We start from the raw sequence: 25,699 nt of genomic DNA, 5'->3' as shown, positions 1-25,699 counted from the left end.
TCAATAGTAATCTAGTATATTAGATATAGTAAAATTAAATATAAACAAGAACAATTATGACTGTAAACTTTCAATACGTAAACACAGATGTTAGCGAGGCTTTATCAGAATTTATTCAAGTGAAATTAGATAAATTAGGTGAGAAATTTGAGTTTATTATTTCAGCACAAGTCTATATTAAACATAATAATAATGAGCATGATGCAGGTAAGATTTGCAATATAGAACTAAGTCTACCTGGTCCACGCATTTTTGCAACATCTAACGAACGCACTTATGAGCTTGCGGTTAATGAGACCATTGCAGATTTAACGCGCCAACTAAAAAAACGTAAGGAAACTTATAAAACATACTAAAACTAAATATTTACCCAAAAGCGTTACGACGTTTTATACCAGAGGGTTTGCTATCTTTCTTTATCGATGATGATAGGGTTCATTTCTTAAGATAGTAAACCCTCTGTATAATTGTTCTATAAAGAACAAGCGCACCATTTGATGCGAAAACGTCATTTTGGATAGGCCTAGTTTTCCGTTGGTACGTTTATAAACAGCTTCTGAAAAGCCATAAGGCCCACCAATTACAAACACCAAGGACTTAAGACCAGAATTCATATGTTTTTGCAAATAATTTGAAAATGAGATGGAGTCCATCTGTTTTCCATGTTCGTCAAGTAGTATCATCACATCAGATTTCTGGATTCTTGATAAAATAAGTTCGCCTTCTTTGTCTTTTTGTTGGCTTTCTGAGAGATGTTTTACCTTTTTTATATCTGGTAATACATCGAATTCAAATTTTATATAATGCCCTAAACGCTGTTGATAATCATCAATAAGTGACTGAAGGTGTTTATTATCTGTTTTACCTATGGTGAGTAGCTTTATCGTCATAATTCAAATTTATATGATTTGATTTTGAAACTTTAATTTTCGGTTATCATTTTTCAATCGTTATTTTTACATTAAATATTATTTGATGATTTCCATACAACAATTTCAAAACGAAATTAATATCATAATTTCTAATGCCATACGCGAGGATGTAGGTGATGGCGACCATAGCTCATTGGCATGTATTCCTGCTTCTGCAAAGGGTAAAGCAAAACTTTTGGTAAAAGACAAAGGCATTATTGCAGGTGTGGAATTTGCAAAACAAGTGTTTACCTATGTAGATGCTGAGATGACCATAGAAACTCTTATTGAAGACGGTAGCGAAGTAAACCATGGAGATATCGTATTTTATGTAGAAGGCCCTTCGCAATCCATTTTAAAGGCAGAACGTCTTGTCCTCAATGCTATGCAGCGCATGAGTGCTATCGCTACAAAAACAAGAACTTTTGTGGATTTGCTGGAAGGGACAGGTACAAAGATATTAGACACCAGAAAAACAACGCCTGGTATTAGGGCTTTAGAAAAATGGGCTGTTAAAATTGGTGGTGGCGAGAATCACAGATTTGCGCTTTACGATATGATTATGCTTAAGGACAACCATATTGATTTTGCTGGTGGTTTGGCAAAGGCCATAAACAAGACTAAGGTCTATTTAAAGGAAACCAACAGAGACTTAAAGATTATTGTTGAAGCCCGAAATCTCGAGGAAATAGCGGAAATTTTGGAGTGTGGTGGCGTTTATCGTATTCTTATAGATAATTTTAATTACGAGGATACCACAAAGGCGGTTGCGCTCATTGGAGATAAATGCCTTACGGAATCTTCGGGAGGCATAAATGAGCATACGGTCCGTAAGTATGCAGAATGCGGTGTGGATTATATTTCGTCAGGTGCTTTAACACATTCCGTTTATAATATGGACCTTAGCTTAAAAGCAGTCTAAATGTCTAAAGCTATAGAAGATAAGTTAGATAAAATACCTGTAATCAACTGGCTAGTACGATTTTTTAAACAAATTAAATTACCAGGATTTGAAGGGTTATCTATTTATGACTTATTAGAGCTTTATGCCATGGGTATTGTAAAAGGCGCACTTACAACAAGAGCTAGTGCTATTGCCTTTAATTTTTTTACTGCGATTTTTCCATTTCTGTTATTCGTAATAATAATAATTCCACATATTCCTATAGAAGGATTTCAAGAGGATTTTTTGGCATTTTTAAATTCATTCTTACCGCCTCAAACTTCAGATTTCTTTATGACCAGTATTTTTGAAAATATCAGTGGTAAAGGTAGTGCTGGACTAATTTCATCAGTATTCTTATTGTCTATCTTTTTAATGTCTAATGGTGTCAACGCTGTTTTCTCTGGTTTTGAATATTCCTACCACGAACAATTGGCAAGAAATGTTTTTCAACAGTATTTATATGCATTAGGCGTATCGCTTATTTTAGCATTTTTAGTGCTCTTAACGGTAGCTGTTTTTGGGTATTTTCAAATTTATATTCTGAGTCCAATTTATGTGGGTTTAACAGGCGAAGCTAATTCAGTAGCTGAAACCCGTTGGATAATTTTTGCCAAATATGTATTTTTTGTGGTTATGGTTTATTTGGCCACTGCGACCTTGTATTACTTTGGTACTAAGGAAGGACGACAAACCCGTTTCTTCTCAATAGGTGCCTTATTGACCACCTTACTCATTATTTTAACCTCTTATCTTTTTGGGATTTATATAGAAAATTTTTCGCGCTATAATGAGTTGTTTGGTTCAATAGGGGCATTACTTATATTATTATTTTACCTTTGGTTAAATAGCAATATCCTATTACTAGGTTATGAATTAAACGCTACATTAAGGCAATTAAGAAATCAAATTTAGGTTATGAAAATATTTCAGGTTTTAATTGTTTTGTGTCTAGGTGTAAATACTTTGGTAGCACAAGATATCACTGGTAAGTGGAAGACGATTGATGATGAAACTGGCCAGGAAAAGTCTATTGTACAAATTTACGAGTCGGATGGTAAGATTTACGGTAAAATCGTTGAGATACTTACAGAGAAAAAAGAAGCAGTATGCAGTAAATGCGAAGGTGACAAAAATGGAAAACCTATATTAGGCATGCAAATTATTGAAGGATTAGAAAAGGAAGATGATGTATTTGAAGGGGGTACCATCCTTAACCCTAGTAACGGTAAAGTCTATAAATGCCGACTTAAAATTGAAGATAATCCAAACACGCTTCAGGTAAGGGGCTATGTGGCCTTTTTCTACAAAACCCAATATTGGCAAAGGGTAAAATAGTGGCTTATTTTTTAGATGTCATATTACCCATTCCCCTTAAAAAAGCCTTTACCTACCATATTACAGATGCTGAGGCAACCTTTATAAAAAGAGGAATGCGCGTTGCCGTACCTTTTGGAAAAAATAAGATTTATACGGCCTTAGCCCAAAAAGTGCATCAGAGTGAGCCTTTGGCTTACGAGCCAAAAACCATACATCAGATTTTAGATGAGGAGCCCATAGTTACGGAAAGCCAATTACATCACTGGCAATGGATTTCTGAGTATTATATGTGTAGTCTAGGTGAGGTAATGCGTGCAGCAATGCCAAATGCTTTTATTCTAGAAAGCGAGACTATACTTACTAAAAGGGACACCCAATACCCTGATGATAATTTCTTTACTGATGACGAATTCCTAATTTACGAAGCGCTTCAGCATCAATCTACGCTTAAAATTGATGATGTTAGTGCTATTTTAGATCGAAAACGTGTTCTGCCAGTTATACATGGTTTGGTAGAAAAAGGGATTCTAAACCTGCAAGAGGAGCTGTATGAAAAGTATCAACCTAAATTGGTGCGATATATTAAACTGGCAGAAGGTTATACTGATGAAAAAAACTTGGAAGCCTTATTAGAAGAGCTCAACAGAGCACCAAAGCAACGTCAGGTACTGTTGACCTATTTTACAATGCATTCAACTTCAAAAAAACCGATTAGTGTTTCGGAGCTTTCTAAAAGGAGTCAATCATCTTCTCAAATTATAAAAGCCTTAGTAGATAAGGGAATTCTAGAAGACTATCACCTTCAGGTTGACCGTGTTATTCCCAAAGAAAAGCAAGACAAATCAGTTGTTTTAAGCAAAGAACAGGTAACTGCACTTAAAGGCATTGAGCATCAATTTCAACAAAAGGATGTTGTGTTGCTGCATGGTGTAACGTCATCTGGAAAAACAGAAATTTATGTAAAGCTTATTGAAAAACAGTTAGGTTTAAACAAACAGGTATTATACCTGCTTCCAGAAATTGCCCTAACCACACAGTTGGTTCAACGCCTACAGACCTATTTCGGAGATCGTGTTGCCGTATTTCACTCAAGGTATTCAAGTAATGAGCGCGTTGAGGTTTGGCGACATCTTTTAGACACTTCTACACCGTCTAAAATTGTTATAGGTGCTCGTTCAGCACTATTATTGCCATTTTTTAATTTGGGCTTGGTCATTGTAGACGAAGAACATGAGCAATCCTATAAGCAATTTGACCCTGCACCGCGATATCATGCAAGGGATGCCGCTATTGTACTTTCTAATATTCATAACTCAAAGTCTCTACTGGGTTCTGCCACGCCAAGTATAGAGACGTATTACAACGCTCAACAAAACAAATATGGACTAATAGAACTAAAAACCCGCTATAACAATGTGTTGCTGCCAGACATTGAATTAGTAGACTTAGCAGATAAGTACAAGCGTAAACATATGAAAGGCCATTTTAGCGATAGACTTATTGAAGAAGTCTCAGAAACGCTTCAAGAAGGGCATCAGGTCATTTTGTTTCAGAATAGAAGAGGTTTTTCGCCAATAGTAGAATGTACTACTTGTGGTCATTCACCTCAGTGCCCTAATTGCGATGTTAGTTTAACCTACCATCAATACAGAGATCAATTGCGTTGCCATTATTGTGGCTATAATACAGTAATGATAAAAAGTTGCGAGGCTTGCGGAAATGCTACATTAGATACTAAGGGTTTCGGTACCGAGCAAATAGAGGAGGAGGTGAAGCAATTATTTCCTAAGAGCAATGTGGCACGTATGGACTTGGATACGACACGAGGTAAATTCGCCTTTGAAAAAATTATTCATAGCTTCGAAAATCGTGAGGTTGATATACTGGTAGGTACCCAAATGCTTACTAAAGGATTAGATTTTAGACATGTAAAGCTTGTTGGGATTATGAATGCAGACAACCTTTTGAATTTCCCAGATTTTAGAGCGCATGAAAGAAGTTATCAGCTAATGGCTCAAGTTTCTGGCAGGGCAGGAAGAACAGATATAAGAGGAAAGGTTTTAATACAGACCTATAATCCACATCACAACATACTTCAGCAAGTTTCTACAAACTCTTATGAAGAAATGTATGTGGAGCAGCTCAATGAACGTTACAGTTACAAGTATCCTCCAATATTTAGAATTATCAAGGTGACTTTAAAACATAAAGACTACAATAGAGTAAACCAGGCTGCAGAGTGGTATTGCAAATCATTAAGACAAGTCTTTGGGGCTTATGTGCTGGGGCCAGAATTTCCTCCTGTTTCTAGAATTAGAAATCAGTTCATTAAAAATATTTTATTGAAGATACCACCTAATCAAAATCTTAAACGGACTAAGGAAGCCATCACTAAAATAGATAATAGTTTTAATGCCGTTAAAGATTTTAGACCAGTGAGAGTGATATTAAATGTAGATAATTATTAAAAAAATCCCGTCTTAAAGACAGGATTTAATGTTTTGGTTTATTGAGAATTCAACCTCTAGTAATGTAATTGTATTACATATTGTTTAGAGCATCTACAAGTTGGGTCTTTTTATTTCGACTCAATGGAATTTCATAGGCTCCAACTTCAACATTTTTACTGTTAAAACGGTCTATTTTATCTAAATTCACAATGTAAGATTTGTGGATTCTCAAAAACTTACCTTCTGGTAATTCTTTTTCAAAGGCCTTCATTGTAGATAACACAACTAGGCTGTTTTCTTCTGTTACAACTTTGACGTAATCGCCAAGTGCCTCGATCCACTTAATATCCTTGATATAAACCTTACGTTTTTTAAGGTTACTCTTAACAAAGATATGTTCGCCATCAGTCTCATTAAAGTCTAATTTTAATTTATGCTGTTCAATAGCTTTTTCTACAGCAGTATTAAAACGTTCTTTAGTGATGGGTTTTTGGAGATAGTCGGTAGCATCGTAATTAAATGCTTTAAAAGCATATTCGGTTTTACCTGTAACAAAAATGATTTGGGGTTTGTTGTTGAGGACATCAAGTAGCTCAAAACCGTTTAATACAGGCATTTCTATATCTAGAAAGATAAGATCTACCTTATGTGTATTAAGACCGTTTTTAGTCTCTAATGCACTGCTGTACTCTGCAATTAAATTAAGTGAGGAGTGATTCTCAATTAACTTAACTATGGAGAGGCGCTGAATCGCAGAATCATCAACAACTACACAGTTTAAAGTCATAACATTACTTATTTATTAGGTTAAGATATCGACAATAGTACAATATTTTCGGTTAAAAAACAAATTTTACCGACAAAGTGTAAAATTTAACAAAAACTTTGGTGTATAACCTGTATAAAACTTTGAGGGTTAAAACGTTGTTAGAATTAGAATTAATACGTATTTTTGCAGCCGTTTTAACATTAAACAAATAGATTAATTATGAATCATTATGAAACTGTTTTCATCTTAAATCCCGTTTTATCTGACGACCAGATAAAGGAGACAGTTAAGAAATACGAGGATCTACTCGTTTCTAAAGGAGCTAAGATGATTGCCAAAGAAGATTGGGGACTAAAAAAATTAGCCTATCCAATCCAGAACAAAAAAAGTGGATTTTATCACTTATTTGAGTACCAAGTAGCTGGTGAGGTCATTGAGCCTTTAGAGTTAGAATTTAGGCGTGATGAGCGTTTTATGCGTTACTTAACCGTGAAATTAGACAAGCATGCAATTGCTTGGGCTGAGCGAAGACGAGAAAAACTAAAAGTTAAAGCAAAAGCAAAAGCGTAATTATGTCATCAATAGAACAACAAGCAAAAGGTAAGAAAGACGGAGAGATTAGATATTTAACTCCGCTTAACATAGAAACAACTAAAGCGAAAAAGTATTGTCGCTTTAAAAAGTCGGGTATTAAATACGTAGATTATAAAGACCCAGACTTTTTATTGAAATTTGTTAACGAACAAGGTAAGCTATTGCCAAGACGTTTAACAGGTACTTCTTTAAAGTACCAAAGGAAAGTATCTGTGGCAGTAAAAAGAGCTAGACATTTAGCTTTAATGCCATATGTTGCAGATTTATTAAAATAAAATATCATAACAATGGAACTTATATTAAAACAAGACGTTGAGGATTTAGGATTTAAAGACGATATTGTAACAGTTAAGAACGGTTATGGTAGAAATTATTTAATTCCTCATGGGCATGCAATTTTAGCAACACCTTCTGCAAAAAAGGTATTGGCTGAAACGTTAAAGCAGAGAGCACATAAAGAAAAAGCACTTATAGATGATGCTAACAAAACGGCTGAGGCATTTAAAGCTCTAGATATAAAAATTGGTGCAAAAGCTGGTACTGGTGCAACAGCAGGTGATAAATTGTTTGGTTCAATTACAAATATGGACTTAGCAAATGCCTTGAGAAATGAGGGTCATGAAATTGACAAGAAATTTATTTCAATCCAAGGTGGGAACATTAAGCGCTTAGGCCAATATGAGGCTGCTATAAGATTACACCGATCTGTTACGGTGGATTTAACTTTTGAAGTTATTGCTGAAAAATAATACACTATAAATATTGAAAAAACCACCTTTTTGAGGTGGTTTTTTTTTACGCGTAAATCTCATAATAAAATCACTTTAGAATTTTAGAGTTCTTTAAATTTGCAGTATAAAGTGTTGAAATTGAAATTACTAAAACTCCTTTTTACAATATTTACTTTAGTATCCGTAATTAATAGTGCACACAGCCAGGAATTGCCGGAAAAGGTTGTTAATGAAAATGCTCAGTTTTGGATATCCACCAATAATGTATTCAGAATTGCCGATCGATGGGCCATTTTAAATGATATCCACGTTAGACGTACTAATTTTATGGCTGATCCAAATTTCTATTTCCTGAGGGTTGGCGGTCAGTACTATTTAAATTCAAATCTACGATTAGCAGGAGGGTATGCACATCTTTGGTTAACAACTACAGGTGTCTGGGATAACTACCAGAATGAAAATAGGATATACCAACAGTTGAGTATTTCTAGGCGTTATGAGAAGATGAACGCCCTGTTTAGAATACGGCTTGAGCAACGTTTTTTTAATAATGTGCAAGACGGACAATCCTTAAATAACGACTCCTTTGTAAATCGTGTAAGATTTTTAGTCAGTGCAGGATTTCCATTTAGACAAGGAGGACCAACAGAGTTTATTTTAGCTAATGAAACACATTTAAACTTTGGGAAAGACGTGGTGTTCAATACTTTCAATCAAAATAGATTTACAGTTGGTATAAAGCACAAGCTAAGTAAGCATTGGAAGGTAGACTGTGGCTATATGATGGTATATCAACAGTTAGCTTCAGGAAATGTTTACAACCTTAATCATACATTGAGGTTGTTTTTTTATGGTAGTTTTGATTTTAGAAAGAATAAAAATCTACCTTTTAATGAAGTAAGACATGGTGAAGAATAATTTTAAGGTTTTTTTGATGAAATGGTCATTTCTAAAACTACTAACAACGACAGCCTATGTGACGGTTTTCTTGCTGTTAATAGGGTGTAAACAATCAAAACATCAAGAAAGTACTAAAGGGTTTAGTTATTCTAATTCCGATAGTATTCCGTTTATCAGCGTACATAGAGGCGGCAAAAATCTATTCGGATATCCCGAAAACTGCCTTGAAACCATGAAATATGTCAACGATAGTATCCCGGCTATATTTGAGGTTGATATTGCACAGACTAAGGATGGCAAATTAGTACTAATGCACGATAATTCTATTAATAGAACTACTACAGGAGAGGGACTTATAAGAAAAGTAACCTATGACGAATTGTCTAAATTATATCTGAAGGATGATTATGGCAATATTACCAAATTTAAAGTACCGCTCTTTTCCGAAGTCTTAAGTTGGGGTAAGGCTAACAATGTTATTTTAACAGCAGACGTAAAAAGGAGTGTGAGTCAAAAAGCCGTGATAGAGGCCATTGAGTCTGCAGATGCTGAGAATACTTGTTTATTGATAACATATGATTTAAACCAGGCTAAATCCGCTTACAGACAAGCTCCAGAGTTGCTTTTGTCAGTTTCTGCTAGGAATTCCGATGAATTTCAACGTCTGCTTAACTCTCGAATTCCAACAGAGAATATGGTTGCTTTTACCGGAACCAGATTATCATCTGCTAAGCATTACAAAGCAATCCATAGCGAAGATATCCTTTGTATATTGGGTACTTTGGGTAACTTAGATAAGCAGGCTAAAGCACGAGGGGATGAGCTCTACTCTAAATGGAAAGATTTAGGTGTTGACATTATAGCAACAGACCGACCTTTTGAAGTATTTAATGCCCTTAATAAAAGTAATTAAGAATGAAATTTGCACGATTAACCAAAGAACAATTTGAAGAATTGCATCAAGAGTTTATCAATTTTTTGGCGACACAGTCAATCACTGCGCAAGAGTGGGAAGATTTAAAAAGAAACAAACCAGAAACAGCAGAGCAAGAGCTAGACGTTTTTAGTGATTTGGTCTGGTATGGGGTGTTAAACAAAGTGGAATATCTAGAGCATATCTCGCCTAATCAAATACATTTATTTCAGTGTCAACCTAAGTATATGAGGTTAATTGCTATAAAAATAGAGGCAAACACAGCAGACCTAACTACGAAGGAAGGATTTCAATGGCTCAGGGATAACTTACTCTCTGATGATGTTCAATTCTACAATTCAAAAAAGGATTTTACAGAAGATAAGCACCTAGATATTTTTAAACTGATTCAGCAAGGTGCTAATATCACCAAGGGAGATTTATTTCAGTATTTTGAAAATTTAATTAAGAGATAGGTACTGCTATTCGTACCGTAACGATTCTATTGGGTCTAATTTAGCGGCTTTTGTTGCGGGATAAACTCCAGAGACTAAAGCTACTACAAAGGCGATACTCGTTGCCCATATCATAGCAAGCCATGGTGTTGAGAAATCTAGTTCAAATGCCTTAGAAATTCCCCAACCTATAAGGATGCCTAAAATGATGCCTAAAATTCCTCCAAGTTGTCCTATGATAACAGTTTCCATAAAAAACTGAAAGGCTATTGTTTTACGCTTAGCACCAAGTGCTTTGCGTACTCCAATTTCTCGTGTGCGTTCAGTCACAGAAACTAGCATAATATTCATTAACGCTATTGTTGAACCAAATATGGTAATAATGCTAATAATCCATGCCGCAATATAAAGGTAGCTAGATATAGAAGCTATTCTATTAATAAGATCATCACTTCTTACCAAACCAAAGTTGTTTTCTTCAGTGGGTGTAAGTTTTCTAATATTTCTGAAGGTTTGTATGGCATCTTCTTGAGCGCCCTCTAAGAGGTCTTTTTTGCCAACTTTTACGCTTAAATTGTAATTGATATTTGGATTGGTAAAAATTGATCTTGCCTTTTGTATTGGCATAATAACTCTCAAATCTTGGTTATTTCCAAAAGTAGACCCCTTTTCTTTTAATAGGCCAATAACTTTTAACTTGGAACCTCTAACGCTAATTGTTTTATTTATAGGATAGTCATCAGGAAATAAAGCCTTTCTTAAGTCGCTCCCAATGACACAAACTGCATTGTTATTTTGTACGTCAAATACATTGAGGCCACGGCCTAGTTCAATTTCCAGACCCGAATTCTCAAGAAAGTATTCATTGGCTCCTATGACGGCAACCTCAGGATCTGTCTTCTCATTCTCGTATTTAACCTCGGCAGCGGAGGTACCATAGAATGACACGGAAACGGTTGTAAAAGGATAGGTGTATTTATCCAAGAAATCTTTGACATCGACATAATCGATAACAGGATTAATCTTTTTACGTTCTCTACCACTTTGGCGCTGTACGTTAAAGTCATAGCGCTGTAGATTAAAGGTATTGGCTCCCATTGACGAGAAATCACTAGAGATTGTATTTTCTAAAGCAGAAATTCCACTTAAAATTCCAACAAGTGCCATAATTCCTATAGCTATGATTAAAACAGTGAGTATTGTTCTAAGTAGTTGACTTTTAATAGAATCTACAGCTATTTTAATATTCTCTCTTACTAATGAAAACATGGGTGCAATTAAGATTTTCTTGCTCAATCAATGTATAAGACTACATAACGTTGCTAAAGTTACTATAAAAACCAAATAACTTCTGTTGACCTTTAAAATTTATAATATTTTTGTGACTTACAAGATGAGTAAACTCTCATTATGTTAGTTACATCGTGAGGATTTGCGATGTTTTTGCAATAAACGTTTCATTTAAATAGATTTCTGCCATAGCAGAAAATAAACATGGCACAAAAACCAACAATACCCAAAGGAACAAGAGATTTTAACGCAGGCGAGGTTGCTAAGCGTTCTTATATTATAGATACTATAAAGGAACAGTTCAAGCTTTTTGGTTTTGAGCCCATTGAAACACCTAGTTTTGAAAACTCTGATACTTTGATGGGCAAGTATGGTGATGAAGGGGATCGTTTGATTTTTAAGATTTTAAATTCAGGAGAATATTTAAAAAAATTATCTAATGATGATTTCGAATCAAAATCGGAATCTGTTTTTACGCCGAAAATTTCAGAAAAAGCGTTGCGCTATGATTTAACGGTGCCCTTTGCTCGGTACGTTGTACAGCACCAAAATGAAATTGCATTTCCTTTTAAACGTTATCAAATTCAACCGGTTTGGAGAGCGGATAGGCCTCAAAAGGGGCGTTTTAGAGAGTTTTACCAATGTGATGCTGATGTTGTAGGATCTACGTCATTGCTTCAGGAGGTCGAACTGATACAACTTTATGATGCTGTTTTTTCGGAGCTAAAATTAGAAGGGGTTGCTATAAAAATTAATAACAGAAAAATTCTTTCGGGTATCGCTGAGCTCATAGGTGCTAAAGACAAGCTTATTGATTTTACGGTTGCACTAGATAAATTAGACAAAATAGGAGAGGAGAAGGTTAAAGCCGAAATGCGAAGGAAAGGTATCCAAGAGGACGGAATTTCTAAGTTAGAACCCTTGTTTAATCTTACCGGTAATTTTTCTGAGCAGATAGATAAATTAAAGTCTATTCTAACCACTTCTGAAATAGGTTTAAAGGGAATTGAGGAACTCGAATTTATAAATGAGACCATTTCATCAATAGGAATTAAAACAGCAAGATTGCAATTAGATGTGACTCTGGCACGTGGATTAAACTATTATACAGGTGCTATTTTTGAGGTATCTGCTCCAGAAGGCGTTAAAATGGGATCTATAGGTGGTGGTGGTCGTTATGATGACCTCACGGGAATCTTTGGATTAAATGATGTTAGTGGAGTAGGTATTAGTTTTGGTTTGGATAGAATTTATTTGGTTTTAGAGGAATTGAATTTATTTCCGGAAGCGATCAAAGAAACCACTAAAGTTATATTCATCAGTTTTGGTGAGCAAGAAGCTTTGGTATCCTTACAAGCCGTTTCTAAGTTAAGAGATTGTGGTGTTAAAGCAGAATTGTATCCTGATGCTGTCACATCTGGTAAACAGATGAAAAAGCAAATGAATTATGCTAACAAGCGCAATATACCTTATGTGGTGTTAGTAGGTGAGGAGGAACTAAAAAATGAGTCATTTGCACTTAAAAATATGGTGTCAGGAGAACAGATTAATATGTCACTTAGCGCGCTTATTGAAGCGCTGTCTTAGATTCAGAATGATTTTATATAATGAAAAAGCCCTGACATAAGTCAGGGCTTTCTCGTGGTTAAGATTTAAGATTTGGGGCAAAAAATTATTTTACTAAAACTTTTTTTGTTGATACTGAACCGCTTAAAGTATAAAGTTTAACAATGTAAGTTCCAGTACTTAAATTCTTAACGTCATATTCAGAGTAACCGCCTTCTGAAATATTATCTATGGTAAGGATTGATTGACCTAAAATATTGAATAACTCAATTTGTGCTATTTCTATATTGTTAGGATTGATTAGTACTAATTTTTCAATATCATTTGAGTAAAGAATGTCTAATTGTTTAAGTATTTCATCTTCAAGACCTAGAGATATATTTTCGTTTCTAAATGTTATTTCAAAACGCTCAAGATATTCGCCAGCATTTAAGAAAATAGTATAATCGCTAGTTCTTAAGTTATGATAGAGGTCTAAAGCCTTATCGTGTAAGAAAATATCAATATCGCTTGGTACATTCTCTAATTCATCAATTCTTATAGTATTGTCCCCATCAGTATCTATTCTGACTCCAAGAGGAAAAACAGTATCTCTGTTCGGTTCATCACTACCTTGAATCACAAATTCATTACCATCAATCAACCAAAACATATCATCCATTTGAGTTTCGTTGAGTGCGGCATCGAAGGCCCAATCAACACCTGGAGTTGCCTTTTCATCAATAGTTAGGAGAAGCTGTCTATGAATGGTGTTTACGGAGTTGAACCCTATTCTAAACTTCATTCTGTCATCCTCACCATATGGGTTTTCAATGTTTTCAGCAGTACTTTGGCTTGAATTTCTAACAAAAACAGAGCTAGCTGATCCTTCTCTAACGAAGATACGTTGACCATTGTTAAAATTTATAGTACCTGTTGTTTCTCCAGACACAAAGAACCCTTGTCCCACTGGGATATATCTTCCTGGTAATTTAGTCGGTGTACCTCCAGTACCTACATCTGGATCGTTTGTTCCATATGAGGCTGCTGCAACTGCTCCAGAAAAATTATAGGTTGCATATCCTCCTTGGTATTCTGCAAGTAAATGAGATCCGCCTCCCCAATGTTCCCAGAAATATAACGTTCCGCTAAGTAAAGGTGTAGTATCTGGGCCACCATCATAATTCAATTCAGGACCATTATCTAATATAAACTGGTTAGCATCTATAGCCGAGGCATATGGGTTACCAACGAGATAATCATTGCCAGCGTTAATCGTTAGGTTAACGTCGCCATTGTTTGGTTTTCCGAGGAATACATAATTTTGGTCTGTAAGAATTGAACCTGTTCCAGGACCCTTCATTGTAAACCCTTCACCAGCTAGGATATTGCCGGTTCTCCTAACATGTTGCCATGCGGAGTAATTTCCACTAGTTAGGTTGGCAAATTTCCAAATCCAATAATCCGCTATCGTAACAGGGCTTGAAGCTGCACCATCATATCCAGATGATGAGAAGTTGATAGGGTTAGTACCATCGAACATTACATCCTGCACGGTAAATCTGTAATTATTAGTTCCCATATCTGTTTCGCCAACTGGAGCCGACCAATAGTTATAGGTATAAGTATCTGCAGTACCTTGTTGGTCCTTTTCAAGAACACCATTGGTATCTACTACTAAATCACTATTTATCTCCTGTATGAGTTGCGACTCGCCTTCTAAATCAATTTTACCAGTTAATCTAAGGTAATGTGAAACAGTTAAACCATTTCCTGTATGAGCTACGTTGTTGCCTGTTAAGGTTAATTCATTGGCAGCTACATAGAGGCCAAGTACTTTTCTATTATCAAGTTTGGCTGCAGGCAATGACGAGTTGTCCATTGTTACATTATGAGAAGTTCTCACAATATTCCAATCTACAGTAATACTAGGGTCAACAATTGATGGTGAACCAGGAATATATTGTACGTTGCCATTGGCCCAGGTTCCGTTAGTGTCCCAATCTCCATTTTGTGTGGACTCATAGGGTAGTGGTGCAGTTTGTCGGTCAACAGTATCAAGATTTCTTAGTGCACCTTGATTACCGTTACCGGATGCATCGTCTGTATTAGTATAGGTGTAAACGGACATAGGATAATAACCGGCCAAATCATTCCATGGTATTGCATTAATATCATTTCTGCTTATTGAGGTAGGTAATTCATTACCCATTACTTGCCCTGCGTTATCAGCAATTTCTTGGTTCATTACAAATCGTAACTGGTCTTCAGATAAAGCTGTATCCCATACTCTAACTTCGTCAATATTTCCTCTAAAGTGTTGCAAAGGTGTGTTTTTACCAGCTGCTGCAATATAGAAGGATTCATCAGTAGCTATTGGAGCTGTTTTCGCATCATCATTATCAAGGACACCATCGATATAGATATAAGCTATCGTACCGTTATAGACAACAGCCACATGATGCCACTGGTCGTTTGGAATACGTGTGTTAGAGATAAGCTCTTGGTCAGAACCATTTTTCCAAATTACACGGATTGAATTATCATTTTGAATTTGTAGATCATAACCTTCGGTAAATGCTGCATCGCGCTTAGATAAAATGGACTTAGTGCCACTGTCGGCAGCGTCGCGTTTTATCCAAGCAGAAAGGGTAAAGCCTGTTGGGTCAACATCTAAGGCGTCTTCCATATCCACATAGTCAACAGCACCATCGAAATAAACCGAGCGTTCTACAATCACTTGAGGAGCATAACCAAAAGTGATGTATTTTGTGTTATCAAAATCATAAACTGTTTCTAGATTACCGTTGCCATCTGCGGTCATTACTCTATAATCGGCTGTTGGATCAAATACACCAGTATCTGAAATGAACATGTAATAGCTTCCTGGGGGACTAATATTTCTAATCGCATCTTGAGGAATTCTAACTTTTACTTCAGGAATGTCACCTCCAGATTCTACAACTTTCCAAGTGCGTTGCATTGCTGTAAAGGTTACATCTGTTGTTAACGGTGGAGAGACACCTGCACTCATATTTACCGTCACAGTAGAAGCTGCCAAGTTTAAGTCAGCACCATCATTACCCCACATTAAAAATTCTTTATCATTGAAAGTCGTAGCGTTTGAAGTCTTATTGTCGTAATTGGTATCGTAGATATCGGTAAGCCCCATAGTAAGGATGCCTCTAGTTCTACCATCAACATCGGTTTCATAGTTGATACTACTTGACTGTTTTTGCTCCAATGTCGAAGCATCGTCTCTTCCTATTCCAGCAATATCATAGTTATATCCTACATTATTAGATTGATCCCATATTACTGTACCATCACTATCCACATAATCTTGTGAAACGCCGTTAACTCCTTGGGTAATTCCATACTTTACAGCTAGGTAGCTCTCAATTTTAGGTCTTTCTGCAACATCGTCTACACGTGTATTATAGCTAATAACTTCTGCGATTCGTCCGTTAAAACTACCGCCGAAGGCTTGGCTACGGCCTAACCAGAATCTTCGGTTAGTTGAATTAGTAAATTGTGGAACACCTACTTCTGTTATACCAATGTTATTACCATTCATAAAGAGTTCTTGGGATGTCCCTGCAACTGTATTTCTAGCACTTAAAACTAAGACACTATTAGAGTCATAAACCGTAGCTCCAGTTTCAGCAATCCCGTAACCTCTTAGATTTACGTCTACAGGTGTTGGTGTAGGGTTGGTTCCATTGGCAAAAGCCACCATTTCATTATCATAACGCGCTGAGTAATCACCAAAACCATAACCCGTAACATCTTCATCCCAAACATTGGTAATTTCGTTCTGACTACACAACAAATCCATTGGTGGGAATAGAGAACTATTTACAGTGATATCTGGAACAACTACAATATAAAGCTCTTGAGTGTTAAACCCTCCAGTGCCATGTAAGACTTCTCTTCCACTTTCTAGATAGGTAAAGCTCTTTGGGGCAGTAAGCGGATTGTTCCCAAAAGCAATAACAGGGTTAAAATTTACATTGTCTGTTGCATTATTTTTAAAAACGGGTTTACCAATAACTGCGCTAGCAGGATCACTTACCCTAGCGTTATGCCCTTGACCATTATCTATCCACGCATCAACATCACTATTGTCTGCTTGAACTGTGGATCCAGTTATTTCGTCAGCCTTTAACCAAAGTGTAAGTCCTGAATTAATGCCTCCAGGGGATAGGGTCGGAACACAGTAAGTCGTACCAAAAATAGAGACTTTGTCAATATAAATGATGTCCGTTGTGTCCGTACCTTGATTGGTAATTCTAATTTCTGCAGTAGCTGCAGCCGGAATTGTGAATTCGGTATTTGTTAAAATTGCGGTCCTTGCATGAAAATTATTGTTAATAAAGTCACCATCGTTAGAACTATAGGCATTTCCATTAGAATTATATGTCTCTACCGTTTGCCAGGAGGCGCTTGAATTTTCTCTATACTCGACGAGAAAGCTCTCATTTAACTCCATCCCTTCAGAGTAGAAAAAGAACTCAAAGTCAACTTTTTCATATCCTGTAAAGTCAAGGCCTGTTAGGGTCATAGCTCCAGTATTTCTCAGTCTTATGCTATGATTATTTTCATACGCTCTTGTACCGTCATTAAGTCTTGTAGCATCTGAACCACTCAACACCCATCCGTCGTTACCAATTTCAAAATCTGCTGTGTAAGTGCTGTAAGATCCGCATGGTGGTGGGACAAATCCAGTTCCTTGAATATTAAACGTATATGGGTTTTCGTCAGTATCATCATTTGCTATTGATACTGTAGCTGTTCTAAGTCCAATGGCACTTGGGTCAAAGGTAATAACAAAAGTAGTTGAGGTACCTGCAGTGATGACATTACCAGGAGCAGTAAGGCTAAAATCAGCAGCATGTGTACCGCTTATGCTTACATAAGGCCAAGGATCTGTTAAATTTAAATCATTAACGCCTCCCAAATTTTCAATAACAAAACTATTGGCATTTGTGCCACCGGTAATAGCAACACTTCCAAAATCAGTACCATCGGTTAAACTTGGTGTAACATCTCCATTGACAATGTTATTACCATTACCTGTAATATTAATTTCAGCTAGAGGAGAACCAGCAGTAATATTCACCGTATAATCTTCAACTTCTCCAAAATTTGGATTAACGCAAGGGCCTGCTACAGGATTAACATCATCCATAATAACGCGCATTCTTGTAGGGCCTAAGGTAGCAGTTAATGGTACTGATATATTGCCAGTTTGAGGTGTTACTTGGTCTGGTCCTGCTGTAAAGACTAATTCTCCTGGGTCATCAAAATCTAAATCTTGATTATAATCAATGTAAACGGCGTAAGCTTCGTTATACTGGGTCGACTGCCAGGTTGGAGTAATGGAAATAGGCTCACTTGTTCCTTGGGTTAAGTCTGTGGACTGAGCTGTGAAATCAGAATACCCAGTGAACGTTGAGCCAGCACCAGAGGTATTATTTATACTCCCCAGAGTTACGTTACCTATCCATTCGAAACTATCATTTGCAGAAGCTGCCAGACAGTATCCAGGTGTTGCAATGAGAATATTGTCAAACATATTCCATTCGTTATTATCACTCGCTGTTCCAGTTAATCTAAAACGTGAGTTTGCTGCAAATGCATAACTTCCGGTGTCTAAAGATACTGTGAAGGAATTGGATGAGCCAGACCCGTTATTATTGAAGTCACCAGGCTTAGTAAATGATCTCACAGTAATCCATGAGGTTCCATCAAAAAATTCCAAATCAAAACCTTCACCACTGTCCACATTTGTCGATTTATGGCATACCGAAAATTCAACCTCAGTGTATGGGGTTAAATCTAATGTTGGAGATGTCATGTAGTTTTGACTCGTGTCATTATCTTTAGAATAGATAGCAGTTCCTGTGCAGGCCCATCCACTTCCAATAAGGCCTGCATCGCTTCCTCCATCTGTCCAGCCCTGGAGGCCAGACTCGAAATTATAAAAAGCTATCGTAGTCTGCGAATGCAGTTGTTCAGATAATAAGATGGCGGCAAAAAAGACCATCCATACCATTGAGATTTGGGTAATAGTTTTCATAAGCGGTTAAATTTAGTTTGGGACTAAATATGGCTCAAATGTAACAAGGTAATCTACAAAATGCAAAAATAATCGATGAAATGCACTATTAAAAATTAAATTATTGAAAATCAATTATTTAAGAATTATAAAACTTCGTCGTAAATCTAGGTAGTGGTCTTTTTAATGTGATTTTTTAAAATTAAAGATGTGGATTGTTGTAAATGAAAGCTTTAGGTAAGATACAAAAGCGATTTTTTTAAAGATTTTATTTTTTATGCCAAATACCGTCAGCATCTAAATAAAAACTTCCGATAAAATGAAAGTTACACTCATTTGGTGCTATTATAGACAGAAATGTAGATTGATTTGCCCTAGAATATAGATGATACGTGCTACCAACAACAGGCTCAAAATTAAAATTAGCTTGGTAAATAAGATTGTTATATTCAAACTGCTCCATCATAGTATCGTAAGCCTCTTTTAATTCATTGTATTTGGCCTTAATGTGCTTATTTACTTTATGAATATTTCTATTTTTCCAAGCTAAATTATCAGTAGAGGAAATAACAGGTGCACCTACACTTGTTGCGTAAGGTTTCAGGGAAGCATCATATTTTTGTGTCTCCTCATTAAAAACAACTTGGTCTGGTTTTTTATTTTGTTTGTTGTTATGCTCCATATTTTGATAATAATTCTAGAGTTGTAAATTCTAAGGCTTTCTTGTGGGTGGATTCTAAAATAATTTTTGGGGCACAATTATTGGCTTCTGCTTCTAACCATCTACTTATGCATAGACACCATTTATCACCAGCTTTTAATCCTGGGAACTGCCAATGTGGTCTTGGCGTTGAGAGGTCGTTACCTTTAAGTAATGTAAAATTTAGAAATGCATCGGTCATTATAGCGCACACCACATGAGTACCGGTATCTTGGGCCATTGTTCTGCATAGTCCGTCCCTAAAATAACCTGTAACAGGACTCATACAACAGGGTTGTAATGCAGTGCCTAAAATATTTTTCTCCATAACCATTCAAATGAGAAATGCAAAGCTAAGGGTTAAAACGCTTTTTTTTTGTTAAAAAACGTGAAGACCTTTAATTAAAACGATTCCTTTTTAAAAATGCTGAGGGTTATGTCTTTGACTTAAGTAATTTCATTCTTACATTTTTGTCCATTGGCCCATTCATTCAGATTGGTAATCGTTGCTTCTGCAATATTAGTTAAGGCTTCATCTGTTAAATAGGCATGATGCCCAGTCATCAAAACATTAGGAAAGGCATTTAACTGTATGAGCCTTGTATCATCAGGAATATTTTGCGAGAGGTCTTGAAAAAAGATACCTCTTTCGTTTTCGTAAACATCAGAGCTATAAGCGCCAATTCTCTTTTCTTTAAGAGCCTCTATTAAATGATCGGTGTTTACTACTGCACCTCTGGCTGTATTAATAATTATAACGTCATCCTTCATCTTATGGAGTAGTTCTTCATCTATGAGGTAATGCGTATCCTCATTTAACGGCACATGTATGGAGATGACCTCTGATTGTTCACACAGTTGGTCTAGACTACAATACTCTAGATTATATGAATTCTCTAGTGTTTCATTTTTTTTGATATCATAACCTAAGAGTTTACAACCAAAGCCATATAAGATTTTTGCCATTACAGAACCTATTCTCCCTGTGCCTATAATACCAATAGTTTTTTGGTTTAAATCTCTGCCAATTAATCCTTCTAGTTTAAAATTAAACCGTTTGAAGCGACGATTTGATTCTGAAATTTTACGGTTGAGATTCATTAAAAGACTTACAGCATGTTCGGCAATAGCATGAGGGGAATAAGCTGGAATATTGGCTATTTTAATTTGCAAACGTTCTGCAGCTCTAAGGTTTACATTGTCATAACCAACAGATCTCAGCGTTATGTGCTTAACTCCAAATTCTTTAAGCTTTTCTAAAGTAAGAAAGCATGCTTCATCAGCCGAGAAAATACAAATAGCATCGTAGCCAATAGCCTGCATTGCTGTTTTGGAAGATAAGGATTCCTTTGTGAAAGTAAGTTTGTGATGCTTGTTGTTAGCTTTTTTAAGATAAGGTATTTCAAAGTCCCTTGCGCTAAATATAAGTACTTTCATAACCTATAGATTTGATTTCTACAAATTTAAGTACCTCTTTTAGCTTGTGGAATGATATTGGTCAATCTTCAAACGCGCTTAAATGTAGTTTAAAGATTATCAATGAGAAATAGCAATACGAATTGTGATTTGTTGCCGATAAGTTAAACGTCACGTAACATCAGCAACAAATCACATTAATAAATAAAAGTAATTAGATAAAAAGAAGATGGGTGCCTTCTTGATCAGCACGATTATAGAAATCACCTATGGTTAAAATACCATCGAGTTCATCAATTAAATCTTCTTCTTTTAGATGAAACATATCTATGGCCAATTTGCATCCCCATAGCTTACAGCCCGAATCCGAAAGGATTTCTAAGAACTCACCTACAGGAGGCATATCTAGTTTCTCCATTTCTTTTTTCATCATTTTAGTCGCTAACGCTTCTACACCTGGTAAGCCACCTAGCATAGTTGGAATATTCATTGCTGGATTTCCTACCGTGGCGACATGCAAATGTTCTAATTTTTTCTTTTGTATGGCTTCTAAGCCAAAAAAAGTGAAAAATATTTCAGACTCTATACCTTCCATACGCGCTCCATTAGCCATAACAAAAGCGGCATACGCATTTTCTATGGTACCTTTAGACAGTATAAAAAGCATTTTTTTAACTTTTGTACTCATGATATTTTGTTTAAATATATTAGTAATATAAATATTTTAGATACAGCTTTTTGGCTTCGGAATTCCTGCAATTAATGTAGATGTTTTTAACGGTCCCTTAGGGAATAGCGCATAAAATTCTTTAATGTTGATAACGCCACTTTTTTTAATGCCTCTAATGGAAAGCGCTTCCTCTTTAAGATGTTTATCTTGTAGATATTCTATAACTTCCCAATGTTTATCAGTCATTTCAATATCACAGTTGCTAGCAATACCCTCGCCAATTTCTCGATTCCATTGCGAAAAATCTATTAAATAACCTTCTTCATTAACATCAATTTCTCTATTTGCAATTAGTTTTTTCATAATTCTTATAGTTTTAGATTTTATGTATTAGTTAAGCTGTTTGTTCAATGCGTTTACCTTTTGTAGACATTTTAGAAGATACAAATGGAATAGGGATACCCTTCAATAACATGTTCCAATAAATCCATCGAAATGCTAATTTACCTAGATGATTCATTTTATTTTCCTTCAGTAATTTTAAAGGTCCCACTCCTGGAAACGGAAATGTACCTTCAACTGGCTCTTGCGTGTAATTAAAATCAATTAATAAAGCTTTACCATTTCCGGTTTCAACAAAACAATTAGCATGGCCATCAAAATCTTCTTTCAATGTTTTTCCCTCAATATACCTTAGGATATTTTCTTCAAGAATTTCTGCTTCAAAATGAGCTACGGAACCAGCTTTTGAGGTTGGAATGTTTGTTGCATCACCAATAACAAAAACATTATCGTGATTTTTAGACTGCAGTGTGTGTTTATGTGTGGGGACAAAATTAAGATCATCACCCATGCCTGAGCGTTCAATAAGTTCATCTCCCATATTTGTTGGTACAGTGACCAGTAAATCGTAGGCTACTTCAGTATCTGCATAATCAATAATCTTATTGTTTTCATAATCCACACGTTCAATATTAAAGCTAGTTACTTCCTTAATGCCTTTTTCTTCTAGCAAATGATGAAGTGCTTTGGTTGCTTTAGGTTTAGTAAATGCCCCATCTAGAGGTGTAACGTAGGTTATATCTACTTTATCCCTCATCCCTTTTTTCTTAAAATAGGAGTCTGCTAAGAATGCAAATTCAAGAGGTGCTACAGGACATTTAATAGGCATTTCGGTAATATGAACTACTAATTTGCCACCTTTCCATTCCCGTAATTTGTCTCTGAGAGCTTTTGCCCCTTCATAAGAGTAAAAGTCAAAGATGCTCTTTTGCCACTCAGGCCCTTCCATGCCTTCAATCTCGTCTGGAGCTATCTTAGACCCAGTAGCTATGATTAAAATATCGTAGTTAAGAGTCTTATCATCTTGAAGTACCACCTTATTAAATTCGGGCTCTATGAGCTCTATTTTTTCTTGCACATACTTAACTCCTTTAGGAATAAATTTCGAACCTGTTTTTTTTACTTGTTCTTCTGTATATATATCAAAGGGAAGAAATAAAAACCCTGGCTGATAATAATGTGTCTTATATTGATCAATAATTGTGATATTCCATTCTTTCTTTGGTAATTTCTTGACCAAGTGGCTGGCCATCATCGTACCTGATGTACCTGCTCCTAAAATCACTAAATTTTTCATGACGTTCTATTTTAAGATATACTATAACTATATGAGTATATTAATTTTCTTGTGTAAAGGTAGTCGGAAGCCCTAAGATGTCTCATGACTTTTGTCATATGCTTATGTAACAAATGTTACACAATTAAATACTTTGGAAATGCTTGTGTTTACTGGGGTAGATAAGTATTGAAAATAAATTATAGACAGGGATTTCTATCTATGATATTTGTCATAATTGAGGTATAGATGTTGACGTAAATTTGTGTTTGGCTAGGACATAATCTAAACTCAACCAATGCGGAGAATTAAGTATTACGAGCCAGTTTTTCGCAGAGTTAAAAACTATCTAATTATGAGAACTAACTATCTTCAACTATTTTTTTTAATGTGCTCTCTGGGTATTTATGCGCAAACTGGGCATATAATGCAGGGAGTAGGATCAATTAATATGTCAATGGGTGGCGCTTCTACGGCGCAGCCTTTAGATATTTCTGGCGCCATGCATTGGAACCCAGCATCAATATCTGCATTTAATGATAAAATTATAAAATTTGATTTAGGTCTATTTTATTCCTCACCTGAGTTAAGCGGAAGTTTGCCAGCAGGTGCATTACCAGGTGCTCCAGCGGTTTTTGGAACAACTGAGGATGATAGAGGCGTATCTTTCTTGCCAGCGTTAGCGATGGTCTGGGGAAAAGAAGAAAGTAAACATACGTTTGGCGTCTCTGCATTTGGTATAAGCGGATTCGGTGTTACGTTTCCGGAAGAAACAAATTTACCAATGGATATGAATGGTAATTTTAATCCAAACTGGAATCCGAATGATTCAAATCCTATAAATTGGCCTCAAGGTCTAAGAGGTTTTGGAAGAATAGAGTCCAATTACATGTTATTGCAAGTTGGCGGGACTTGGGCCTATGAAATTAATGATAAATTATCTATTGGTGTACAGCCTAATTTGAACTATGCTGCGCTAGCTTTAGAACCAAATCCATTGGCCTCACCAGATTTTCCACCATCAATGGGAGGAACAGGAAAGGGATATCCCAAAGCTGAAAGCACCTCTGCTATAGGGTTTGGTGCACAAATAGGATTATTCTATGACTCAGGGACAGGACTAAAGCTTGGTGCTTCTTATAAGACGGTACAATCTTTTAGTGCTTTTGAATTTGATAACAAATATTTGGACGGAACTGATGCACCCGATGTAGAATTTCAAATGGATTACCCGGCCATAGCTTCTATTGGTTTAGGGTATTCTTGGGAAAATTTTGATTTTGCATTAGACTTTAGACGTGTTTTCTACGAAGATACAGAAGGATTTGAAGCTAGTGGTTGGGCAATTGGTAGCAACGGATTTCCTACAGGTGCTGTTGAAGGTTTTGGATGGAAAAATATGTCAATTCTCTCCACAGGCCTTCAATTTAAAGGCATTAACAAGTTTCCTTTGCGTATAGGCTATACTTATAGTTCTAATCCAATTGATGAAGAATTAGCATTTTTCTCTACACCAGCTACAGCAATAATCAAGCACGCTTACCAATTTGGATTGAGTTATGAGGTGAATCATAATTGGAGAATTGATGCTGTTTATCATTACGGTACAAGTGGAGATGCAACTCAAGGAGAAATTTTAGATCCTCTACTTATTTCGCCTAGCAATCCAATAGGGGCCATATCTGGGACATCCGTTTCTTATGAGATGGATACTTCAATGCTAATGTTTGGTGTTAATTATGTTTTTAATAGAAAAACTAATGATAAATAACACTTAAGCTATGTTTTTAGATTATAAAAGCCAAGTACGGGTTGTGCTTGGCTTTTATTTTGAAAAATATAAAAATTTTTTGTCAACCTATTTCAGGAAAGTACATTTCTTTAATTACCTACAACGGTCTCGTATAAACGTTAGTTAAGGGGCTTAGATTACTATTTTTTGGTTTGACACAGACCTTAGCAATTCCGCGTGGATTCGGACGTAGTCGAATCCGCCGACCAGAGCTCTGTAACTGACGAACACCTTAAAAATAGACATTCGTGAGTAAATTGTGGTTATACATTGTTGGCAACAGTTTTATCCTTTTTAAATATTAGCGAAATCCAATATGTGATAAGCGTTAAAATTGTACCAATTCCAATTCCATAACTTAAGCGCCAAAACCATTTCATTGCATCCTGTCCACCTTGAAATGATTCTTTTTCCGAAAATGAGAATGAGAGATTGCCGGCAAGTAGATATGATATTGGTACCCAAAGAATTCCAAAAATAATAATGATTTTAATGAATCCAGAGAGAATTATGTTCAGTTTCTCCAATGGCTTTCGTAACTCTTTTATTCCCCAATATACAGATAATGGAAGTGCAATCATTCCAGCCCAAGTTATAAAAGTTCCAAGAGGAATAGAATTA

The 25,699-nt window shown here is 35.9% G+C and carries 24 protein-coding genes; 13 read left to right on the top strand and 11 right to left on the bottom strand.

Annotated elements, in window-relative coordinates; all coding sequences use genetic code 11:
- Window positions 1–56 precede the first annotated feature (56 nt).
- A complete protein-coding gene (hpf, locus tag J4050_RS04560; protein ID WP_208152782.1) occupies window positions 57–356 on the top strand; it encodes a ribosome hibernation-promoting factor, HPF/YfiA family in 300 nt (99 codons plus the stop codon).
- Window positions 357–416: 60 nt separating this feature from the next.
- On the opposite strand, the gene rlmH is transcribed toward hpf, so the two are convergent.
- Window positions 417–890 carry a 23S rRNA (pseudouridine(1915)-N(3))-methyltransferase RlmH gene (rlmH, locus tag J4050_RS04555; protein ID WP_208152781.1) on the bottom strand — a complete coding sequence of 158 codons (474 nt, stop codon included), beginning with the start codon at window positions 888–890 and terminating at the stop codon, window positions 417–419.
- 85 nt (window positions 891–975) lie between these two features.
- On the opposite strand from rlmH, the gene nadC reads away from it, so the two are divergent.
- Genes nadC through priA form a run of 4 tightly spaced genes read left to right on the top strand, consistent with a single transcriptional unit; the run spans window position 976 to window position 5,642 of the window.
- On the top strand, window positions 976–1,833 hold the full coding sequence (gene nadC / locus J4050_RS04550; RefSeq protein ID WP_208152780.1) for a carboxylating nicotinate-nucleotide diphosphorylase: 858 nt from the start codon (window positions 976–978) through the stop codon (window positions 1,831–1,833).
- Window positions 1,834–2,769, top strand: coding sequence for a YihY/virulence factor BrkB family protein (locus tag J4050_RS04545; RefSeq protein WP_208152779.1), 936 nt, complete (start codon window positions 1,834–1,836; stop codon window positions 2,767–2,769).
- A 3-nt stretch (window positions 2,770–2,772) separates the two neighbouring features.
- On the top strand, window positions 2,773–3,192 hold the full coding sequence (locus tag J4050_RS04540) for a DUF2147 domain-containing protein (RefSeq protein WP_208152778.1): 420 nt from the start codon (window positions 2,773–2,775) through the stop codon (window positions 3,190–3,192).
- Window positions 3,192–5,642, top strand: a complete 2,451-nt coding sequence (gene priA / locus J4050_RS04535) for a replication restart helicase PriA (RefSeq protein WP_208153295.1) — start codon at window positions 3,192–3,194, stop codon at window positions 5,640–5,642. The genes J4050_RS04540 and priA overlap by 1 nt, the downstream gene beginning before the upstream one ends.
- 73 nt (window positions 5,643–5,715) lie before the next feature.
- On the opposite strand, the gene J4050_RS04530 is transcribed toward priA, so the two are convergent.
- Window positions 5,716–6,411 (bottom strand): LytR/AlgR family response regulator transcription factor, encoded by a 696-nt coding sequence (locus J4050_RS04530; protein ID WP_076620930.1) that lies wholly within the window; start codon window positions 6,409–6,411, stop codon window positions 5,716–5,718.
- Window positions 6,412–6,612: 201 nt separating this feature from the next.
- Between J4050_RS04530 and rpsF the strand changes: the two genes are divergently transcribed.
- The 6 genes from rpsF (at window position 6,613) to J4050_RS04500 (ending at window position 10,007) form a co-directional block, all read left to right on the top strand.
- Complete coding sequence (gene rpsF, locus J4050_RS04525) at window positions 6,613–6,963, top strand: 30S ribosomal protein S6 (protein ID WP_208152777.1); 351 nt, start codon at window positions 6,613–6,615, stop codon at window positions 6,961–6,963.
- A complete protein-coding gene (gene rpsR, locus J4050_RS04520) occupies window positions 6,963–7,262 on the top strand; it encodes a 30S ribosomal protein S18 (protein ID WP_208153292.1) in 300 nt (99 codons plus the stop codon). The genes rpsF and rpsR overlap by 1 nt, the downstream gene beginning before the upstream one ends.
- A gap of 12 nt (window positions 7,263–7,274) precedes the next feature.
- Window positions 7,275–7,736 carry a 50S ribosomal protein L9 gene (gene rplI, locus J4050_RS04515; protein ID WP_208152776.1) on the top strand — a complete coding sequence of 154 codons (462 nt, stop codon included), beginning with the start codon at window positions 7,275–7,277 and terminating at the stop codon, window positions 7,734–7,736.
- A 120-nt stretch (window positions 7,737–7,856) separates the two neighbouring features.
- Complete coding sequence (locus J4050_RS04510) at window positions 7,857–8,636, top strand: DUF2490 domain-containing protein (RefSeq protein WP_208152775.1); 780 nt, start codon at window positions 7,857–7,859, stop codon at window positions 8,634–8,636.
- 16 nt (window positions 8,637–8,652) lie between these two features.
- A complete protein-coding gene (locus J4050_RS04505) occupies window positions 8,653–9,531 on the top strand; it encodes a glycerophosphodiester phosphodiesterase family protein (RefSeq protein ID WP_208152774.1) in 879 nt (292 codons plus the stop codon).
- A gap of 2 nt (window positions 9,532–9,533) precedes the next feature.
- Window positions 9,534–10,007: a DUF6495 family protein gene (locus tag J4050_RS04500; protein WP_208152773.1), complete on the top strand. Its 474-nt coding sequence runs from the start codon at window positions 9,534–9,536 to the stop codon at window positions 10,005–10,007.
- A 6-nt stretch (window positions 10,008–10,013) separates the two neighbouring features.
- Here the strand turns inward: J4050_RS04500 and J4050_RS04495 are convergent, their stop codons facing one another.
- Window positions 10,014–11,255 carry an ABC transporter permease gene (locus J4050_RS04495; protein WP_208152772.1) on the bottom strand — a complete coding sequence of 414 codons (1,242 nt, stop codon included), beginning with the start codon at window positions 11,253–11,255 and terminating at the stop codon, window positions 10,014–10,016.
- A 225-nt stretch (window positions 11,256–11,480) separates the two neighbouring features.
- Between J4050_RS04495 and hisS the strand changes: the two genes are divergently transcribed.
- Window positions 11,481–12,863: a histidine--tRNA ligase gene (gene hisS, locus J4050_RS04490; protein WP_208152771.1), complete on the top strand. Its 1,383-nt coding sequence runs from the start codon at window positions 11,481–11,483 to the stop codon at window positions 12,861–12,863.
- 85 nt (window positions 12,864–12,948) lie between these two features.
- Here hisS and J4050_RS04485 read toward each other — a convergent pair whose 3' ends face one another.
- From J4050_RS04485 to sqr, 7 genes are all read right to left on the bottom strand, one after another.
- Entirely contained in the window at window positions 12,949–18,903 is a 5,955-nt protein-coding gene (locus tag J4050_RS04485) for a DUF8693 domain-containing protein (protein WP_208152770.1), read from the bottom strand.
- 247 nt (window positions 18,904–19,150) lie between these two features.
- Window positions 19,151–19,564 (bottom strand): DUF2452 domain-containing protein, encoded by a 414-nt coding sequence (locus tag J4050_RS04480; protein WP_208152769.1) that lies wholly within the window; start codon window positions 19,562–19,564, stop codon window positions 19,151–19,153.
- Window positions 19,554–19,910: a DUF2237 family protein gene (locus J4050_RS04475; protein WP_208152768.1), complete on the bottom strand. Its 357-nt coding sequence runs from the start codon at window positions 19,908–19,910 to the stop codon at window positions 19,554–19,556. Before J4050_RS04475 ends, J4050_RS04480 begins: the two co-directional genes overlap by 11 nt.
- 119 nt (window positions 19,911–20,029) lie before the next feature.
- Window positions 20,030–21,019: a 2-hydroxyacid dehydrogenase gene (locus tag J4050_RS04470; RefSeq protein ID WP_208152767.1), complete on the bottom strand. Its 990-nt coding sequence runs from the start codon at window positions 21,017–21,019 to the stop codon at window positions 20,030–20,032.
- Window positions 21,020–21,212: 193 nt separating this feature from the next.
- Window positions 21,213–21,686: a DsrE/DsrF/DrsH-like family protein gene (locus J4050_RS04465; RefSeq protein WP_208152766.1), complete on the bottom strand. Its 474-nt coding sequence runs from the start codon at window positions 21,684–21,686 to the stop codon at window positions 21,213–21,215.
- A gap of 36 nt (window positions 21,687–21,722) precedes the next feature.
- Window positions 21,723–22,031 carry a TusE/DsrC/DsvC family sulfur relay protein gene (locus tag J4050_RS04460; RefSeq protein WP_208152765.1) on the bottom strand — a complete coding sequence of 103 codons (309 nt, stop codon included), beginning with the start codon at window positions 22,029–22,031 and terminating at the stop codon, window positions 21,723–21,725.
- A gap of 31 nt (window positions 22,032–22,062) precedes the next feature.
- A complete protein-coding gene (gene sqr, locus J4050_RS04455) occupies window positions 22,063–23,307 on the bottom strand; it encodes a type III sulfide quinone reductase, selenoprotein subtype (RefSeq protein WP_208152764.1) in 1,245 nt (414 codons plus the stop codon).
- Between the two features lie 334 nt (window positions 23,308–23,641).
- Between sqr and J4050_RS04450 the strand changes: the two genes are divergently transcribed.
- On the top strand, window positions 23,642–25,057 hold the full coding sequence (locus J4050_RS04450; protein ID WP_208152763.1) for an OmpP1/FadL family transporter: 1,416 nt from the start codon (window positions 23,642–23,644) through the stop codon (window positions 25,055–25,057).
- A 284-nt stretch (window positions 25,058–25,341) separates the two neighbouring features.
- Here J4050_RS04450 and J4050_RS04445 read toward each other — a convergent pair.
- A partial coding sequence (locus tag J4050_RS04445) for a hypothetical protein (RefSeq protein ID WP_208152762.1) occupies window positions 25,342–25,699 on the bottom strand: 358 nt, incomplete at its 5' end.

It is taken from the genome of Winogradskyella pelagia (assembly GCF_017581965.1).
Taxonomy (GTDB): domain Bacteria; phylum Bacteroidota; class Bacteroidia; order Flavobacteriales; family Flavobacteriaceae; genus Winogradskyella; species Winogradskyella pelagia.
Note: the sequence above shows the minus strand (reverse complement) of the source record. Positions and strands in the feature narration are given on the sequence as shown.

Coding starts and splice junctions, on each gene's coding strand:
- J4050_RS04485 (WP_208152770.1), bottom strand. CDS start 18,903: ATGAAAACTATTACCCAAATCTCAATGGTATGGATGGTCTTTTTTGCC.
- J4050_RS04530 (WP_076620930.1), bottom strand. CDS start 6,411: ATGACTTTAAACTGTGTAGTTGTTGATGATTCTGCGATTCAGCGCCTC.
- sqr (WP_208152764.1), bottom strand. CDS start 23,307: ATGAAAAATTTAGTGATTTTAGGAGCAGGTACATCAGGTACGATGATG.
- J4050_RS04450 (WP_208152763.1), top strand. CDS start 23,642: ATGAGAACTAACTATCTTCAACTATTTTTTTTAATGTGCTCTCTGGGT.
- J4050_RS04460 (WP_208152765.1), bottom strand. CDS start 22,031: ATGAAAAAACTAATTGCAAATAGAGAAATTGATGTTAATGAAGAAGGT.
- J4050_RS04465 (WP_208152766.1), bottom strand. CDS start 21,686: ATGAGTACAAAAGTTAAAAAAATGCTTTTTATACTGTCTAAAGGTACC.
- J4050_RS04470 (WP_208152767.1), bottom strand. CDS start 21,019: ATGAAAGTACTTATATTTAGCGCAAGGGACTTTGAAATACCTTATCTT.
- J4050_RS04475 (WP_208152768.1), bottom strand. CDS start 19,910: ATGGAGAAAAATATTTTAGGCACTGCATTACAACCCTGTTGTATGAGT.
- J4050_RS04495 (WP_208152772.1), bottom strand. CDS start 11,255: ATGTTTTCATTAGTAAGAGAGAATATTAAAATAGCTGTAGATTCTATT.
- rpsF (WP_208152777.1), top strand. CDS start 6,613: ATGAATCATTATGAAACTGTTTTCATCTTAAATCCCGTTTTATCTGAC.
- J4050_RS04500 (WP_208152773.1), top strand. CDS start 9,534: ATGAAATTTGCACGATTAACCAAAGAACAATTTGAAGAATTGCATCAA.
- nadC (WP_208152780.1), top strand. CDS start 976: ATGATTTCCATACAACAATTTCAAAACGAAATTAATATCATAATTTCT.
- J4050_RS04540 (WP_208152778.1), top strand. CDS start 2,773: ATGAAAATATTTCAGGTTTTAATTGTTTTGTGTCTAGGTGTAAATACT.
- J4050_RS04480 (WP_208152769.1), bottom strand. CDS start 19,564: ATGGAGCATAACAACAAACAAAATAAAAAACCAGACCAAGTTGTTTTT.
- hpf (WP_208152782.1), top strand. CDS start 57: ATGACTGTAAACTTTCAATACGTAAACACAGATGTTAGCGAGGCTTTA.
- J4050_RS04545 (WP_208152779.1), top strand. CDS start 1,834: ATGTCTAAAGCTATAGAAGATAAGTTAGATAAAATACCTGTAATCAAC.
- rplI (WP_208152776.1), top strand. CDS start 7,275: ATGGAACTTATATTAAAACAAGACGTTGAGGATTTAGGATTTAAAGAC.
- J4050_RS04505 (WP_208152774.1), top strand. CDS start 8,653: ATGAAATGGTCATTTCTAAAACTACTAACAACGACAGCCTATGTGACG.
- rlmH (WP_208152781.1), bottom strand. CDS start 890: ATGACGATAAAGCTACTCACCATAGGTAAAACAGATAATAAACACCTT.
- hisS (WP_208152771.1), top strand. CDS start 11,481: ATGGCACAAAAACCAACAATACCCAAAGGAACAAGAGATTTTAACGCA.